This is a genomic window from Asaia sp. A2, assembly GCF_057319415.1.
This window is the reverse complement of the sequence record NZ_JBXWTO010000004.1, coordinates 61,738-77,823: the sequence shown is the minus strand read 5'-3', so window position 1 is coordinate 77,823 and position 16,086 is coordinate 61,738. Positions and strand designations below refer to the sequence as shown.

The 16,086-nt window shown below is 60.7% G+C and carries 13 protein-coding genes; 9 read left to right on the top strand and 4 right to left on the bottom strand.

Annotation, left to right across the window (positions count from 1 at the left end):
- The first annotated feature begins 8 nt into the window (after positions 1-8).
- From topA to ACWNRM_RS04775, 4 genes are all read left to right on the top strand, one after another.
- On the top strand, positions 9-2,738 hold the full coding sequence (gene topA, locus ACWNRM_RS04790; RefSeq protein WP_485169804.1) for a type I DNA topoisomerase: 2,730 nt from the start codon (positions 9-11) through the stop codon (positions 2,736-2,738).
- Between the two features lie 201 nt (positions 2,739-2,939).
- Positions 2,940-4,562: a S41 family peptidase gene (locus tag ACWNRM_RS04785; RefSeq protein ID WP_485169805.1), complete on the top strand. Its 1,623-nt coding sequence runs from the start codon at positions 2,940-2,942 to the stop codon at positions 4,560-4,562.
- The gene (locus ACWNRM_RS04780; RefSeq protein WP_485169806.1) at positions 4,559-4,891 is read left to right on the top strand and encodes a DUF1491 family protein; all 333 of its coding nucleotides are present in this window, start codon (positions 4,559-4,561) and stop codon (positions 4,889-4,891) included. The genes ACWNRM_RS04785 and ACWNRM_RS04780 overlap by 4 nt, the downstream gene beginning before the upstream one ends.
- 320 nt (positions 4,892-5,211) lie before the next feature.
- Complete coding sequence (locus ACWNRM_RS04775; RefSeq protein WP_485169868.1) at positions 5,212-6,351, top strand: OmpA family protein; 1,140 nt, start codon at positions 5,212-5,214, stop codon at positions 6,349-6,351.
- Positions 6,352-6,511: 160 nt separating this feature from the next.
- On the opposite strand, the gene cysK is transcribed toward ACWNRM_RS04775, so the two are convergent.
- Positions 6,512-7,513: a cysteine synthase A gene (gene cysK / locus ACWNRM_RS04770; protein ID WP_485169807.1), complete on the bottom strand. Its 1,002-nt coding sequence runs from the start codon at positions 7,511-7,513 to the stop codon at positions 6,512-6,514.
- A gap of 129 nt (positions 7,514-7,642) precedes the next feature.
- Between cysK and ACWNRM_RS04765 the strand changes: the two genes are divergently transcribed.
- A complete protein-coding gene (locus tag ACWNRM_RS04765) occupies positions 7,643-8,092 on the top strand; it encodes an RrF2 family transcriptional regulator (RefSeq protein ID WP_485169808.1) in 450 nt (149 codons plus the stop codon).
- Between the two features lie 156 nt (positions 8,093-8,248).
- Here the strand turns inward: ACWNRM_RS04765 and ACWNRM_RS04760 are convergent, their stop codons facing one another.
- Positions 8,249-8,785 carry a hypothetical protein gene (locus tag ACWNRM_RS04760; RefSeq protein ID WP_485172162.1) on the bottom strand — a complete coding sequence of 179 codons (537 nt, stop codon included), beginning with the start codon at positions 8,783-8,785 and terminating at the stop codon, positions 8,249-8,251.
- Positions 8,786-9,148: 363 nt separating this feature from the next.
- Between ACWNRM_RS04760 and ACWNRM_RS04755 the strand changes: the two genes are divergently transcribed.
- The 4 genes from ACWNRM_RS04755 to ACWNRM_RS04740 all read left to right on the top strand — a co-directional run bounded on the left by ACWNRM_RS04755 (position 9,149) and on the right by ACWNRM_RS04740 (position 13,554).
- Positions 9,149-9,706, top strand: coding sequence for a hypothetical protein (locus tag ACWNRM_RS04755; RefSeq protein ID WP_485169810.1), 558 nt, complete (start codon positions 9,149-9,151; stop codon positions 9,704-9,706).
- A 64-nt stretch (positions 9,707-9,770) separates the two neighbouring features.
- Positions 9,771-11,789: a DNA topoisomerase IV subunit B gene (gene parE / locus ACWNRM_RS04750; protein WP_485169811.1), complete on the top strand. Its 2,019-nt coding sequence runs from the start codon at positions 9,771-9,773 to the stop codon at positions 11,787-11,789.
- The gene (locus ACWNRM_RS04745; RefSeq protein WP_485169812.1) at positions 11,789-12,694 is read left to right on the top strand and encodes an EamA family transporter; all 906 of its coding nucleotides are present in this window, start codon (positions 11,789-11,791) and stop codon (positions 12,692-12,694) included. Before parE ends, ACWNRM_RS04745 begins: the two co-directional genes overlap by 1 nt.
- A gap of 125 nt (positions 12,695-12,819) precedes the next feature.
- Positions 12,820-13,554 carry a YfdX family protein gene (locus ACWNRM_RS04740; RefSeq protein ID WP_485169813.1) on the top strand — a complete coding sequence of 245 codons (735 nt, stop codon included), beginning with the start codon at positions 12,820-12,822 and terminating at the stop codon, positions 13,552-13,554.
- A 78-nt stretch (positions 13,555-13,632) separates the two neighbouring features.
- Here the strand turns inward: ACWNRM_RS04740 and mutL are convergent, their stop codons facing one another.
- Both mutL and ACWNRM_RS04730 read right to left on the bottom strand, forming a co-directional pair.
- Positions 13,633-15,513: a DNA mismatch repair endonuclease MutL gene (gene mutL / locus ACWNRM_RS04735; protein ID WP_485169814.1), complete on the bottom strand. Its 1,881-nt coding sequence runs from the start codon at positions 15,511-15,513 to the stop codon at positions 13,633-13,635.
- Positions 15,514-15,522: 9 nt separating this feature from the next.
- Entirely contained in the window at positions 15,523-16,059 is a 537-nt protein-coding gene (locus ACWNRM_RS04730) for a DUF3035 domain-containing protein (RefSeq protein ID WP_485169815.1), read from the bottom strand.
- Positions 16,060-16,086: the final 27 nt, after the last annotated feature.

Below are 16,086 nucleotides of genomic sequence, written 5' to 3'. Positions count from 1 at the left end.
GAGTAGAGATGACTGATGTCGTAGTGGTCGAAAGCCCGGCGAAGGCAAAGACCATCAACAAATATCTGGGCGATAATTTCATCGTTCTGGCATCCTTCGGCCATGTCCGCGATCTGCCGCCCAAAGACGGCAGTGTGCGGCCTGACGAGAATTTCGCCATGGACTGGCAGACCGATGAGCGTGGGGCGAAGCAGATCGCCACCATCGCGAAAGCGGTCAAGAACGCCGATACGCTCTATCTCGCCACTGACCCGGATCGCGAAGGCGAGGCCATCTCCTGGCATGTGCGTGCCGCACTGGAAGAGAAGAACCTGCTGCGCGGCAAGAACGTGCAGCGCGTCACTTTCAATGAAATCACCAAATCAGCCGTGCAGACGGCCATGGCGAATCCGCGTGCGCTCGATCAGCCTCTGATCGATGCCTATATGGCCCGCCGTGCGCTTGATTATCTGGTCGGGTTTACCCTCTCGCCCGTCTTGTGGCGCAAGCTGCCCGGCAGCCGAAGCGCCGGTCGCGTGCAGTCCGTCGCGCTACGACTGATCTGCGAGCGCGAGGCCGAGATCGAGGTTTTCAAAAGCCGCGAATACTGGTCGGTCACAGGGTCTTTCGCGACGCCGCGCAACGCTGCCTTTTCTGCCAGACTGACGCATCTTGATGGCCGCAAGCTCGATCAATTCGATCTGGACAATGCCGAGAAAGCTCATGCGGCGCGTGACCTCGTGGCCTCTACAGGTTTCAAGGTCCGCTCCGTCGAGCGCAAGAAGGCCAGACGCAACCCGCCCGCGCCATTCACCACCTCAACGCTGCAACAGGAAGCCTCGCGCAAGATCGGCATGAGCGCGCAATCGACAATGCGCGCTGCCCAGCAGCTCTATGAAGGTGTCGATCTGGGCGGCGAGACGGTCGGTCTGATCACCTATATGCGTACCGATGGTGTGACGATGGCCGCCGAGGCCGTTCACGCCATCCGCGACATGATCGGGAGCAGTTACGGCGCGCCCTATCTGCCGGAAAAGCCGCGCGTCTATACCAGCAAGGCCAAGAATGCGCAGGAAGCGCATGAGGCCATTCGCCCCACCGATGTCACGCGCACGCCTGAATCGATGGCCCGGCATCTCTCGGGGGAGCAGATGCGTCTGTACGAGCTGATCTGGAAACGCGCTGTCGCGTCACAGATGCAGTCGGCAGAGCTCGATCAGGTTGTGGTCGATCTGTCCGATGCCGCGCAGCGCACCATTCTGCGCGCCAATGGCTCGATCATCGCTTTTGACGGTTATCTCAAGCTCTATAGCGAGGGGCGTGACGATACCAAATCCGATGAGGATGAAGGCCGCGTCCTGCCTGCCATGAGCGAGGGTGATGCGCTCTCGACCCGTGGTGTCGAGGCTGACCAGCATTTCACCCAGCCGCCGCCGCGCTTCTCGGAAGCCAGTCTGGTCAAGCGTATGGAAGAGATCGGCATTGGCCGTCCTTCGACCTATGCCTCGATCCTGACCGTTCTGCGCGACCGCAATTATGTGCGTCTGGATGCGCGGCGCTTCATCCCCGAGGATCGCGGCCGTCTGGTCACGGCATTCCTGACTTCCTTCTTCGAACGCTACGTGGACACCGATTTCACGGCGACGCTCGAAGAACAGCTCGATGACATTTCCGATGGTCGCGCCGACTGGCACGACATCATGGCTGCGTTCTGGCGCGATTTCTCGGCGGCCGTAGCGCAGACCAAGGACCTCAAGATCTCGGATGTCATCGATGCGCTCGATGAGGACCTAGGCTCGCATTTCTTCCCTGCGCGTGAAGATGGCGGTGACCCAAGGCAGTGCACGGCCTGTGGCACGGGGCGTCTGGGGCTGCGTCTTGGCAAGTTCGGGGCCTTTATCGGCTGCTCGAACTACCCGGCCTGCCAGTTTACCCGTCGCCTCGTGGCCGAGGATGGCGGCGAGGGCGAGACGCTCAAGGAAGGGATGAAAAGCCTTGGTCAGGACCCGGAAACGGGTGAGGAAGTGACCGTGCGTCGCGGGCCTTATGGTCTTTATATCCAGCGCGGTGAGGCCGACCCCGAGAACAAGAAGATCAAGCCCAAGCGCACCACCATTCCCAAGGGGCTGGAGGGCGACAAGCTGACGCTGGACAAGGCAATCGGTCTTCTCTCCCTGCCGCGCAAGCTGGGCCCTCACCCTGAAACCGGTGAGATGATTGAGGCCGGGCTGGGGCGTTTTGGCCCCTATGTGAAGATGGGATCGATTTTTGGTACGCTTGATGCCGATGATGACGTGCTCACTGTAGGGCTCAATCGCGCCATCGACTCGCTGGCCAAAAAGCTGGCATCGATTCGCAATCTTGGCGCTCATCCCAAGGATGGCGAGGCCGTGATGGTCCGCAAGGGACGATTCGGCCCTTATGTGCAGCATGGGCAGGTCGTGGCCAATCTGGCCAAGGGCCAGATGATGGATGACGTGACCCTTGATGAGGCTTTGGCACTTCTGAACGAGAAGGGGAAACCCCTCAAGGCGAAGGGCAAGACCACTCGCAAGACCACGGCAAAGGCTGCATCGGGCGACACCGCGTCCGAAAAGGCCGCGCCACGCAAGAAGGTCGCCCCGAAAGCCGCCGCCAAGAAACCGGCTGCCAAAAAGACGTCATCAGCCAAGAAAAAAGCCCCCGAAGGAGAAGGGGTTAAGAAACCGGCAAGGAAATCACGCGCTTCAGGGACAACAGATGGTGATGACGCCGCGTAATTTGCGTTTTTGATGCCACAGACCGTGGCAAAAACATCGCTCCCCCTGTTAGGCTCTCTTTCGCGGTTCTGGCAGGACCGTTAAAGCGGCTCTCGATGGGGGAAGCCATCGCTCTGATGGTCAAGGTCACCGGCTCTGAACAACCTTACTTTCCTGACTGGTGCGCCTTCACGAGGGCTCAAAGGCGCAGCAGGGCTGGCCTTGGTCCTGACCGCGCTTGGCGGGAGCTCATCAGCTGGAGCCGCCCGGTCTCATGTTGCCGGAACAGTTCAGACAGAACTCGCTCAGTCTGCCCCACCTCAAGGCCAGCCAGTTCCTGCTCAAGGAAATCAGCAGGACGGCCCGGCCCTTGATACCGGACTTCTCTCTTCCGTACTGTCGAGCGCGTTTCGCTTTCTGTCACCCAGAACCCTCGATGCTCATTCAAGCCGCACCTACAGCCTCTGGGGCCTTGATGGCCTGACTGCGATCGACCCTTCGATCACCATCGAAGAACCGTCGCACGGCCCAAAGGAGCCTGCATCTATCCGGCTTAGCCTGAGCCAGAAAACGCTCGCGGAATTGCGCGAACCCGGCGAAAATGACACCGCCGAATGGGTACATGTCCTGGTTTCCATCATGAATGCCGCATGGCGCGCCTCGCCTGCATTGAGAAGCGCTGGGCGCGATGCGCTGCTCCAGAGTTTCTTTGACGAGCTGTTCAATCACCTTGACCCTTACTCACGTTATGTTGCGCCTGCCCCAGCCGGCAATGACCGTGCCAATCGAGGCGGCGCGACAGCAGGAGTCGGGATCTCGCTCGTTCGCGATGGAAGCAACCTGATCATCGGGGCGATCAATGCCAATGGTCCTGCCTGGGCTTCAGGAGCGAATATAGGACAGAGGCTCCTCTCGGTTGACGGCAGATCGACCCGCAATCAGGAGCCATCCAGTGTCGAGGGCTGGCTGAATGGTGCCCCCGGCAGCAAGGTAAGGCTGCTGCTCGCCGATCCTGGGCGTCATGGGGCAATCATGCGTCTGGATCGTCAGATCGTGCCACCGCAGACGGTTTTCGCCAGTATGCACGAGCATATTGCCGTCATGCGTATCGCCTCGTTCTCATCCGATACGGCTGAGGAGTTGAGTCAGAATATCGATCAGGCCCTCGAAGACAAGAAGCTGGCAGGCCTGATCATTGATCTGCGTGGCGACCGTGGCGGGGTGTTGCAGCAGGCCGTAACTGCAACAGCCCTGGTGCTTGATCAGGGCATTGCCGTGGTCACGAAAGGCCGCGATCCGAAATCGAACCACATCTGGGCCGTTCAGGGCGGAGACATGACACATGGCCTGCCCATTACAGTGCTGGTCGATGGACGAACGGCCAGTGCCGCCGAAATCATGGCTGCTGCCTTGTCAGACCATCGACGCGCCGTAGTGATCGGGAGTGCGACGCTCGGCAAGGGACTGGTGCAGGCCATTGGGCAGATGCCCGACGGAGGTGAGTTGTTCGTGACATGGAGCCGCGTGCTCGCGCCTCTTGGCTGGCCTCTGCAGGGGCTGGGCGTTACACCACAGATCTGCACGTCTCGCGGGGCACTGTCTCTTGAGCAGCAGCTGGGCGCGCTCGATCAGGGAAAATTGCTGGATGCCGAGACGGTACGAGCCAGCCGTGCCATCCGCTTTCCTGTCAGCGTATCGAGAATCCTCGATATCCGTCGCCATTGCCCCGCGGCACTGGGAACAGATGCCGATCTCGATACGGCAGCCCTGCTTCTGCATCGCCCCGGCAGCTATCGCGCAGCGCTGGCGGCCATGCCAGATGATATGGACGACGCCTCGCCATGACCGAAGCGCGTCTGAAAACAGGATTATGGGCACGCGGCCTCATGCGTCTGGTACAGAGTCAGGGCCACGGTGCCATGATGCTCAAGCGCGGTGACGAAGATGCCGGGGCCATGCTGATTGTGCTGACTGACAGACATGACCGGCTTGCCGTATTGCGTGTCGCAGGGTTGGGGCAAGGCTGGGAACGCATCAATATGGACAATGCCGATGCGCTGGGCGCTTATCTCGACCGACAGAAAGGCTATGACCCGGATTTGTGGATTCTTGAATTCACGGTGGATGATGTTGCCCGGCCCATCGAAACAACGCTGCCCGGCCGTGTCGCCTGAACCGGGCCGCTGACCTCGTGGCGCGCCTGAGGCAAGGGACATGAGAGTGTTGCAGCCATCCCACACTCAGGGCAGGAAGAAAGAATTGCCTCACATGGTGAATGCACCGGGAGAGGAAACATGCGTTGCACAGGGATGACAGTTCAGCGAAAAGACGGCATTCAGATCGCTGCGGACGGCCAAGGGACTGGCCTTCTCTCAGTCTGCCGCGTGAAAAGGATGGAGAAGACGATATGACGCTGGAACACCGAACGCGCGGTGAAACCGTTTACCGCCCGTTTTACGATGTCCGGCAGGTGGTCGGATCCTTCTCCCGCCTAATGCGCAGACATGGATTGAGCCTGACTGCTCTTGCCGGTTTTGGCGCGATCGGGCTGAGCCTGACCGCCGCGCCCGCGCAGGCACAGGTCGTCAAGGGACTATACGTTGCGGGTTCTGGTGGGGCGAGCTTCAACCAGGATCAGACTGTACGCCTTTCGCCAGTCCTGCCGAGCGGTCGTGACCATTATGATGCAGGTGTAACGGGCCTCGGATCCGTCGGCTGGGGCCTTGGCAACGGCTTTCGCGTTGAAGTGGAAGGCAACTACCGCAACAATCGTCTGCAGCAGTTCAAATCGAGCTATTTTCCATCGGCCACAGGGGGACGCCAGCAGGGTTACGGCGTAATGGCCAATGCCCTGTTTGACATGGATATCGGCGCGAACTGGGTCTATCCCTATTTCGGTGCCGGTATCGGTTATGGTTGGCAAGCCATGAACGCCTCGGTACGCGCCCCCAACAACTATCTCAGCCAGAAGATTGGCGGGACGACGAGCAACTTCGCCTATCAGGGCATATTCGGCCTGTCGTTCCCTGTGCCTTTCGCCGTCGGCCTGTCTTTCACCACCGAGTATCGTTTCTACTCGCTGCTTGGCCCCAACGGGCATCACGCAACGGGCTATGGCAGCATCGGCGGTTACGACACCCCGCGCCCCGCAGGGGCGATGGATGGCAATCGCGTGACCCGCAACGACTTCAACCACTCCCTGCTTCTTGGTCTGCGTTACGAATTCAATCCGGCCCCGCCGCCACCTCGCAGTGTTCCCGTCGTGACTGCCCCGGCACCGGCACCAGCACGCAGCTATCTGGTCTTTTTTGACTGGGACCGCGCCGATCTGACCGACCGTGCGCGCTCGATTGTCGGCACAGCTGCGCAGAACTCGACCCGTACGCAACTCACCCGGATCGAGGTAAACGGCTATACGGATAATAGCGCAGCTCATCCGGGTGCCCGTGGGGCCGCCTACAACCTCAAACTGTCACAGCGTCGCGCCGATGCAGTACGTGCGGAGCTGATTCGTGATGGCGTGGCGGGTGGCCTGATCACGGTCAAGGGTTATGGCGAGAGCAATCCGCTTGTCCAGACCGGCCCCAACACGCGCGAACCGCAAAACCGTCGCGTCGAGATTATCCTGCACTAACCATGAAACGCCTGCCGCCTGATTGGCAGCGTGGCGTTGCTGTAGCCTGAGAATTATCCGACGACGGAATATTCGGGCAAGCTCCGTGCCGGCCACGCCAGATCAGGCTGAAAAAGCCCTGACCCGCATAGCGGTCTCAGGGCTTTTTACTGGAGGCACGTCAGACCAGCCCGTTGAACAGCGAGGTCGAGAGGTAGCGCTCGGCAAAGGATGGCACGATCGAGATAATGGTCTTGCCGCTATTCTCCTCACGCTGCGCCAGCGCCAGAGCGGCGTGCAGCGAGGCTCCGGAAGAAATCCCGATGGGAATACCCTCGATGCGGGCACAGCGCCGGGCGGCAGCCATCGCATCGCGCTCGGACACCGCCAGTACGCCGTCTAGCAGTGAGGAGTCGAGCGTGTTCGGACAGAATCCGGGGCCAATACCCTGGATACCGTGCGGGCCGGGATCATCGCCATTCAGCACCGCGCTTTCGGCTGGCTCGACGCCCCAGAACTGCATCTCGGGCTTTCGGGGACGCAAGGTGCGGGCGATCCCTGTCAGCGTGCCCCCTGTGCCGACACCTGCTACCACCACATCGACCTTGCCCTGCGTATCCTCCCAGATCTCCTCAGCAGTGGTCAGGGCATGGATTTCCGGGTTCGCAGGATTATCGAACTGGCTTGGCATCCACGCATCGGGCAGTAAGGCGACGAGTTCCTCTGCGCGAAGAATGGCCCCGGCCATGCCGCGGGCCGCAGGCGTCAGTTCGAGCTGGGCATCCATCATGCGCAGCATCTTGCGCCGCTCGATCGAGGCACTCTCGGGCATGGTCACGATCAGCCTGTAGCCCAGTGCCGCCGAAGCAAAAGCCAGGGAGATACCGGTATTGCCTGAGGTCGGTTCGACCAGAACGGTACGGCCCGGTGTGATATCGCCTCGGGCCTCGGCCTGCTGGATCAGGGCAAGGCCGATACGATCCTTCACCGAGCCAAGCGGGTTGAAGAATTCCAGTTTAAGCAACAACCGGGCGTGAAGCTTGTCAGCCTCGGTCAGACGCGGCACGGCCACAAGCGGGGTACCGCCTACCGTTTCGAGAATCGACTCATAGACACGGCCCCTCGGTGCGGCATAGCGCGATGCGAAACCACGCGCCTCATCCTTTTCGTGTCGAATGGTCATAGTTGGATCCCTCGTATCAGATGGCAGGACAATGATTCCTGCAATGTCGGCTTTCCTGCGATGCCGGTCTGTGATTTGCAGGCAATAACTGCTATATTACGCGTAATTTGTCATTGAGGAAAAATCTGCATGTATCTCCGCAGGGACAGGGCGATGGTTGCCGTGATCATCATGGCCGATGTAGCCTTCCATGCAGGGCGCTCAAGCCTTGTCAGCGGTGGGGATATTGCCGAGCGAGCAGGCTTGGCCCGCCGTGGAATCGAGCCCCTGCTCCAGGCGCTGTCACGCTCAGGATTGCTGGAGAGCGTGCGTGGGCCTCGTGGCGGCTATCGCCTGGGGCGGCCACAACGCGATATCGGACTGGATGAGATCGTACGCGTCGTTGTGTCAGACGATGCCGGCACTGAAGAGACAGCTCAGGGGGCGCTTTTTCGCAATGTTATCGAGCCCTGCTGGCAAGTTCTAGATGAAACGGTGCGTAGCGAGATGGCGGCGCTGACCCTTGAGGAAATGGTACGCCGTGCCGAGGCTGCTGGCCTTCGACGGCCGGTGCATGAACCGATTTCTTTTTCGATCTGAACGAATCCAGCGCTTCAGGCCAAGCCCCTCAGGACGACGCAATGAAGGCAGCATGACGCTAGAGCCGTACATCGGCACGCCTAAACTTGTGTCAAGCGGCCTGGCGACCTCTGATCCGGGGGCATACGCCTTGGCAAGCCCCCTGACCTGTCGCGCTTACTTTTTGGTCGTCTTGCGGTGCGTGGCGCTGCGCTTGGCAACGGGTTTCTTGGCCGCCGGTGCCAGAACGGGCGCGGGTGGCGTAGCAACGGTCACACCCGTTGCATCGACGATCGCATTGACGGTCAACTTCGCACGCGAGTCGGTACCGCCGGGGATCAGGATGGCGGTAAAGCTGTCCTTGCCGGCATAGGCCGTGCTGGGCGTATAGGTGACGTAGGTATGGTCATCGAAATTGTAGATGAAGGCCTTGCCGTGTTCCGGTGCAGGAGCCACGCCGAAGGAACGGTAATTGGTATTACCCGGCTTCTGCACCGACAGGGCGCAAAGCCCGTCATCGCTACGCACAGTCATGTCGACCGTCATGCTGCCATCGGCCGCCGTCTTGACCGGTGTCGTCTTACAGACGGCAGAGACCTTCTGATAACCGAAAGGATTTGGGGGCACGACGCGCTGCACAACAGGTTTTTGTGCGCAGGCCGCCAGGGTCAGGGCCGAAACGAGAGTAATTGCAGAACCACGCAGTCGCACCATCAACTCCACTGATCTCATGTCATCGAAAATCGATTCTGCCTTTTTGCAACAGCAGGCCCGACACCAGATGTTCAGGCGCACCCATCGCGCACCTGAAAACAAATTCATCAATGGCCCTAGCGCAAGCCGCGCCCTACAGGAAGGGGGAAGCAGGGGCCGGGACAAAAGAAAAGGGTGGACAGGTTTTTTTTTGCAAAATCGGCTTATACCCTTGCCTGCGGGCATTTTCTCGCCGCAATTGCTGCGACATAATCGGAGAAAGTTCCGTTCCCTACGTGTGCGCCGCATATCAGGTGCGCCCATCCGTCTGCGGTGTCCGGAAAATTCCGGCTTTCCAGTTCTGTGCTCTTGTGGAGTCTTCTGATGTCGTTTTCTACCCGGCAACGCCTCCTGCGCCCGTTTGCGCGCCTGACCGCCTGTGCCTTTGTCGCCGGCAGCTTTTTTGCATCGGGTGCCGCTTACGCCGCCGGGTGCAGCGAATCACCAGCGCATGAGGCCTTCAATGTGCAGGGACTCAAGAGCGAGCTGATGGTGACCGCGCTCTCGTGCAGCGCGCAGGACCGCTACAATGCGTTCGTCGCGAAGTTCCGCCCCAAGCTGGCCGCCGAGGAAGAACGCCTCAACACCTATTTCAAGTCAGCCTATGGCCGTAACGCCATGAAGGCGCATGACGACTACATCACCCAGCTCGCCAATGTGCAGTCGGAAGGCGGGCTCAAGGCCGGCACGATTTTCTGTCAGCAGCGCGTTGCGATGTTCGATGAGGTCGATGCCCTCGATGATGGTGCTGATCTTGCGCATTACGCCGATGCGAAGGACGTGATCCAGCCGGCCTCGTTCGAGACCTGCTCGGCTCCCAAGGCTGAGTCTCACGGGCGCACCACAACCACACGGCGCACTCATCGCAAGACACGCGCCTAAAATCTGATCCTGTTCCTGCACGGGGCGCTTGACGGCGCCCCGGCGAGGCCGTCAAGAACGCAATATGAACGACGACCTCTTCAAGAGCGATGAAAAGCCCGTGCGTCGGCCTAGAAAGGCCGCGCAGGCCCCAGTGCCGGAAAATTATGGCGCTGACCAGATTGAAGTCCTTGAAGGGCTCGAACCGGTCAGGCGTCGTCCTGGCATGTATATCGGTGGAACCGACGACACCGCCTATCATCACCTCGCATCCGAAATTCTCGACAATGCGATGGATGAGGCCGTGGCAGGCCATGCCAGCATCATTGATCTCGCCCTTGAGGGGCCGCATCTCCTGATGGTGCGTGACAATGGTCGCGGTATCCCTGTCGATCCCCACCCCAAGTTTCGCGACCGCTCAGCCCTGGAGGTGATTTTCACCACACTCCATGCAGGTGGCAAATTCTCGGGCAAGGCCTATGACACGTCGGGCGGTCTGCACGGCGTTGGCTCATCGGTGGTCAATGCCCTTTCGGACCGGCTCGAAGTCGAGGTCGCCCGCGAAAAGCTGCTATGGCGTCAGGATTACGCCCGCGGCAAACCCGTGACGGCGCTCCAGCAGGTTGGCAATGCACCCAATCGCCGCGGGACCACCATACGCTTCTCCCCCGATCCCGAGATTTTCGGCGGGCTCAGCTTCTCCCCGCTGCGGCTCTATCGCCTTTGCTGCTCCAAGGCGGCGCTATTTCGCGGTGTCACGATCCGGTGGAGTGTCGATCCCTCGCTGCTAAAGGCGGGAGACGAGATACCGGCTGAGGCGACCATTCACTTTCCCAATGGCCTGGCAGACAGCCTGAATGCCGAGCTGGGCGCCAGCCCTGCCCTGCTGGCACCGGTCTGGGCAGGTGAGGCAGAGTTGCCCCAGGCGGCTGATGGCCGGACCGGGGGCAAGCTGGAATGGGCCGTGGCGTTTCTGGAGCAGGGAGCGTCGAGCATGACCTCCTATTGCAATACCATTCCAACCCCTCAGGGCGGCACGCATGAGGCCGGCTTCAGATCGGCACTGGTCAAGGGGCTGCGCGCCTGGGGTGAGAGCCGCAACATGAAGCGCGCGGCGGCAGTAACGGCGGAAGATGCGCTCGGTGCGCTGGCGGTCAAGCTCTCGGTCTTTATTCGTGACCCGCATTTTCAGGGCCAGACCAAGGAAAAGCTGACGACGCAGGAAGCCAGCCGCCTCGTTGAAGGCGCCTTGCGCGACCGGCTCGATCACTGGCTCGGCGGCAACCCGGCTCAGGCAGATAACCTGCTGGCCTTCATCATCGAGCGCGCCGAAGAGCGTCTGCGCCGACGCGAAAGCAAGGACACACCGCGCAAGAGCGCCACGCGTCGCCTGCGCCTGCCCGGCAAGCTGACAGACTGCACACGCGAAAATGCCGCCGACACCGAGATCTTTCTGGTCGAGGGCGACTCGGCTGGTGGTTCAGCCCGCCAAGCCCGTGATCGTGAAACGCAGGCCGTGCTTCCGCTACGCGGCAAGATCCTCAATGTAGCCTCTGCCACGGCGGACAAGCTCAAGGCCAATCAGGAATTGCGCGATCTGGTCGAGGCGCTTGGCTGCGGATCGGGCTCAAGCTTCGATGTCGCCCGACTGCGCTACGGCCGCGTGATCATCATGACCGATGCTGACGTGGATGGAGCCCATATCGCATCACTGCTCATGACGTTCTTTTACCGCGAAATGCCCGATCTGGTGCGCAAAGGCCATCTTTACCTCGCCCAGCCGCCCCTTTATCGCCTGACGCATGGAGCCAAGACCGTCTATGCGATGGATGATGATGACCGCGTGCGTCGCCTCAAGCGCGACTTCAAGCAAGGGGCAAAGGTCGAGATCTCGCGGTTCAAAGGGCTTGGCGAAATGCCCGTGAAGGATTTGAAGCAGACTACCATGGACCCCGCCAAGCGCACGCTGCTGCGCGTGGTGACCCCGCCGGAGGACAGGGCACTCACAAGTGATCGCGTGGAGAGCCTGATGGGACGCAAGCCTGAGCTGCGCTTTCGCTTCATTCAGGAGCACGCCCGCACGGCGGAATTGCTCGACGTCTGATGGCTGCTTTCGATCACCCCGCTTCGACCCGCCTTGACAAGCTTGGTGGCCTCGCCCTTCTGATTGGTGGCATTTCCTCCTTTCAGGTTGGCGCTGCGCTGGCCAAGAGCCTGTTTCCGCTCTTTGGCGCGGAAGGCATGGTGGGGCTACGTGTCTGTCTTGCCGCCGTGATCCTCCTCGCCGTCATGCGACCAGGCCCATCAGTGCTCAAACCGGGCATGTGGAAGCTGTTGCTGCCTTACGGCGCCTCGATGGCGGTCATGAATTTCGCGTTCTATATTGCTCTGGTGCGTTTGCCATTAGGTCTCGTGGTCGCCTTCGAGTTCATGGGGCCGCTTTCGCTTGCGCTTATCGGCTCACGTCGCCTGCTCGATGTGCTTTGGGCAGGTATGGTTCTGGGTGGGCTCTATCTGCTGCTCCGTCCTGACCATGTGGAAGGCCATCTGGACCCGATTGGCGTGATCGCAGCGCTTACCAGCGCCGTTGGGTGGGTCGTCTATATTCTGACAGGCACACGTATCGGGCGTGTCATGCCAGCGGCACAGGCCACGACACTGGGAATGACCACAGCGGGCATCCTGCTGCTACCCTGGCTGATACCGGCCATCTCTCCTGCCATCACGCACCCGCATCAGGGGATTCAGGCCGTGGGTGTGGCAGTTCTTTCCTCCGCTGTGCCTTATATTCTCGACATGATGGCCATGCGGCGCCTGGGTCCGCGCGATCTGGGTATTCTGCTCAGTCTGGAGCCCGTGCTGGGCTCCATTTCCGGCCTTCTGCTTCTGGGTGAGTCACTTTCAGTGGCGCGATGGATGGGCGTGCTGTGCATTGCAGGGGCATCAGCAGGCAATGTTCTCACCTCGCGCAAGCCGCCTCCAGATGGCGATATCGTCCCCCCAACCTGAGAAAACACGGCCCTCAAAATATTGATGGCGCCGTGTTAACGGCCTTGTCATGCAACGTGCTGGTCGAGCCATCGTTCTGATCCCTGAAATCTCGACTTACGGGATGTGTATTGAGGAGATGACCGATGCGTCGACTGATGAGTGCGGGTGCAGCCCTTGTTGTACTGTCCAGCGGGTTTTCTGCTATACCAGCTTTTGCTGCAGCCTTCGGCGATGACAGTGCCGCTCGCAGCGTTGCCATGATGAAGGCAGACCAGGCCAACGCCACCCGTGACTTCGGCCGCCTGTCCAAAGACGGGCAAAAGGCCTTTGCCAATATCCTCCTGGCGCAGCAGGCTTTGACGAATAATCAGAACGGACAGGCACAAAGCCTGATCAACGAAGCCGAAGCCCGTCTCGAAAAAGCAGCGAAGGACAACAAGGCCTTCGTAAAAGCTGAAGATGCCATGCAACCTGTCCCAAGCCACGGCATGCCCAAGCGTGTAGCCGCCAATGGCGTGCCGATGCACTGGCTGCCTGTCGGCGGTGAATATGCCGTGACCGATACGCTGGCGCCAGCGCAACAGACCGCTCTTGCCAATGCGAACCAGCATCTCAAGACGGGTGACACGCAGCTGGTGAATCAGGATCTTCAGGTTGTTGGCACGAGCGTGCAGTACGTTGTGGCTCTGGCACCGCTGGAGATGATCTCGGGCGACATACACCGCGCCTCAGTGTTCATGGATGGGGGCGATGCAAAATCTGCGGCCGATGCGTTGCAGAACGCTGTCGATTCAATTCTGTTCGTCTCTGGTGATGTTGTAGCTGTCACGCATCCATCTGCCGCCAAGCGCCACAAGATGGCTCATAGTCCCTCCTGACCCTCTCCCCTGGGCGCCCAGTTTGGGGCGCCCAGGGCAGGACGCACAAGACAGAGTTTTTCGGAGACAGTAATCAGCCTAGCGTATCCGGCCGAAAAGCTTTTCCAGTTCGTCCCGTCCAAGGCGCAACCACGTTGGCCGACCATGCGAGCATGTGCCAGCTCGCGGCGTCTGCTCCATCTGTCGCAAGAGGGCCGCCATCTCGTCCTGCTGTAACCGACGCCCGGCGCGAATGCTGCCGTGGCACGCCATACGCGCAATCACGGCATCAATACGACGCTCCAGTGCCGCGCTGTCTCCAGGTGTCAGATCAGGGTCGGCTGCCAATTCTTCGGAAAGATCACGCAGCAAGGCGCTCCCGTCACCGCCCTGAAGCAGCACGGGCATGGTTCGCAGCAGCACGCTGCCCCCACCGAAGGATTCAATCTCCAGGCCTAGTGCTTCAAGCGCCCCTTTCCATTCCATGAGCCTGTCAGCCTGACCGGGCGGCAAGTCGATCACTTCGGGAAGCAGGAGGCGCTGCGCCTTGAGCGACCCACTGGTGTACTGGGCCAGCAGCTTCTCATGCGTCAGACGTTCATGGGCAGCATGCTGATCGACAAGGATCAGATCACCATCCTGACCGACAGCGAGAATATAGGTGTCGAAAACCTGCGCGACCGGCGCGCCGAGTGGAAAGCGCGCCATTTGAGAGGCATCTGGCTGAACCAGCGGTCGGGAAGACGGCTCGAACGCATCAAGCGGCATAACCGGTGAGCGGTCATCCGGAGAACTGTCCGGCTCTTGAAAGCCACCATACGGGCTGACAGACCCCGTTGCCGTGGGAGCGCCATTCCCGCTGAGCGCGGCATGGCTCGTCAGAAAACCCGGGGTCAGGCGCACTGGGTCGGGCGGTGGATAGTGGATGGCCTGACGCGACGGGGCGGCAAAACGTATCCTCACGCCGCCCTCACCCGCGCCGTGCCCCAGAGCGCGCTGCATGGCACCGATCATCAGACCGCGCACATCCGCCTCATCGGCAAAACGCAGTTCGGTCTTGGACGGATGCACGTTCACATCAACGCGGTCATGAGGCAGTTGCAGATGCAACGCCAGAACAGGATGACGTCCCGGCTCGATGACTGGGCGATAGGCGACGCGTATGGCCGTCTTCATCAGCGGATCAGCAACGGGGCGGTTATTCACGACCAGAAACTGGGCAGCCGCCGTGGCCCGCGTGGCCGCAGGCCCGCAGATGAAACCGCTCAGATGCAGCCCATTGCGCTCCTCATCCAGTGCGATCAGGGAGTCGCTTTCGCCCAGAACCGCCTGAACGCGGGCGATAGTCGAGTGGGCGGGGAAGTCGAACACCAGACGCTCATCCAGCGTGAAACGCATGGCACAATGCGGGGCAGACAGTGCCAGTCGACGCATGACCGCCTCGGCATGGCTACCCTCCACACGGGCCGATTTGAGAAACTTGCGTCGCGCTGGCGTGGCAAAGAACAGATCGGCCACCACGATACGTGTTCCCGGCGCTCCTGGCGCAGGGGCTGGCGGGGTCAGCACCCCGCCTTCAAGGCGTAATTGCCACGCAGTGTCGGAATCATACAGCCGTGAAGTCAGGCTCAGGCGAGCGATCGCCCCGATTGAGGGCAAGGCTTCACCGCGAAAGCCGAGCGTGACGATCCGGGTCAGCGTTTCATCAGCAAGCTTGGAAGTACAGTGTCGCTCGACAGCCATAAGCATGTCATCCGGCGACATGCCACAACCGTTATCTAGAACCTCGATACGATCACACCCACCGCAGGCCAGAGCGACTTCGATACGGGTCGCACCAGCATCGAGCGCATTCTCGACCAGCTCTTTCAGCGCTGCAGCAGGACGCTCTACCACCTCGCCTGCCGCGATCAGATCGATCACATGGCTGGACAGCCGTCGCAGCTTTGGCTGAGGCAACGGGCGCTCAGACCGTGTCATGGCAAGACATCAGAAAACGCCGAGAAAAGCGCTCTTGGACTTCTTGGTAGGTGTTGCACCGGTGGAGGGATTCTGGCCAAGGGCAGAAGCACGCTGGATACGGCGATTTTCAGCCTCGCTGTCGACGACGCTGCCGGCATTGCCGCCGCGCCAGAACATCAGCTCATCTGTCAGACCGGCACCCGCCGCACCAAGCTCGGCATTGTTGGGCGCCTTGGACGCCTGATCGACCTGCCCCACAAGAGCTTGCTGCCCTGCACTGCTGCTACCCGACGCAGGATGCAGCGCAGCATTGGGCGAGAGGGTCTCAAGTGCCTGCATACGGGGATTTTCCTCCGCCGTATGATCACCCTGTCCCGGCAGGCTCAGCTGCTCGGAAGGCGGCATGGAAAGAGGGGCACGCGTCGTGACCGTGTACTCATCCGGCATGGAGCGTTCGAGACCGAACGCACGCGAGACGTCAGAGCCGGAGCAGGCCGGAAGGAGCGCTGTCAGGCCGAGAACCGGCAGGACGCGGAGGACGGACGGGAAGGAGAGCTGAGCCATATCGGATCCGATCCTAGATGAGCGTTT

Bases quoted from the DNA above. Each gene is read 5' to 3' on its own strand.
- ACWNRM_RS04760 (WP_485172162.1), bottom strand. From the start codon at position 8,785: ATGGTGCGACTGCGTGGTTCTGCAATTACTCTCGTTTCGGCCCTGACC.
- ACWNRM_RS04755 (WP_485169810.1), top strand. From the start codon at position 9,149: ATGTCGTTTTCTACCCGGCAACGCCTCCTGCGCCCGTTTGCGCGCCTG.
- cysK (WP_485169807.1), bottom strand. From the start codon at position 7,513: ATGACCATTCGACACGAAAAGGATGAGGCGCGTGGTTTCGCATCGCGC.
- parE (WP_485169811.1), top strand. From the start codon at position 9,771: ATGAACGACGACCTCTTCAAGAGCGATGAAAAGCCCGTGCGTCGGCCT.
- ACWNRM_RS04745 (WP_485169812.1), top strand. From the start codon at position 11,789: ATGGCTGCTTTCGATCACCCCGCTTCGACCCGCCTTGACAAGCTTGGT.
- topA (WP_485169804.1), top strand. From the start codon at position 9: ATGACTGATGTCGTAGTGGTCGAAAGCCCGGCGAAGGCAAAGACCATC.
- ACWNRM_RS04765 (WP_485169808.1), top strand. From the start codon at position 7,643: ATGTATCTCCGCAGGGACAGGGCGATGGTTGCCGTGATCATCATGGCC.
- mutL (WP_485169814.1), bottom strand. From the start codon at position 15,513: ATGACACGGTCTGAGCGCCCGTTGCCTCAGCCAAAGCTGCGACGGCTG.
- ACWNRM_RS04730 (WP_485169815.1), bottom strand. From the start codon at position 16,059: ATGGCTCAGCTCTCCTTCCCGTCCGTCCTCCGCGTCCTGCCGGTTCTC.
- ACWNRM_RS04775 (WP_485169868.1), top strand. From the start codon at position 5,212: ATGCGCAGACATGGATTGAGCCTGACTGCTCTTGCCGGTTTTGGCGCG.
- ACWNRM_RS04740 (WP_485169813.1), top strand. From the start codon at position 12,820: ATGCGTCGACTGATGAGTGCGGGTGCAGCCCTTGTTGTACTGTCCAGC.
- ACWNRM_RS04780 (WP_485169806.1), top strand. From the start codon at position 4,559: ATGACCGAAGCGCGTCTGAAAACAGGATTATGGGCACGCGGCCTCATG.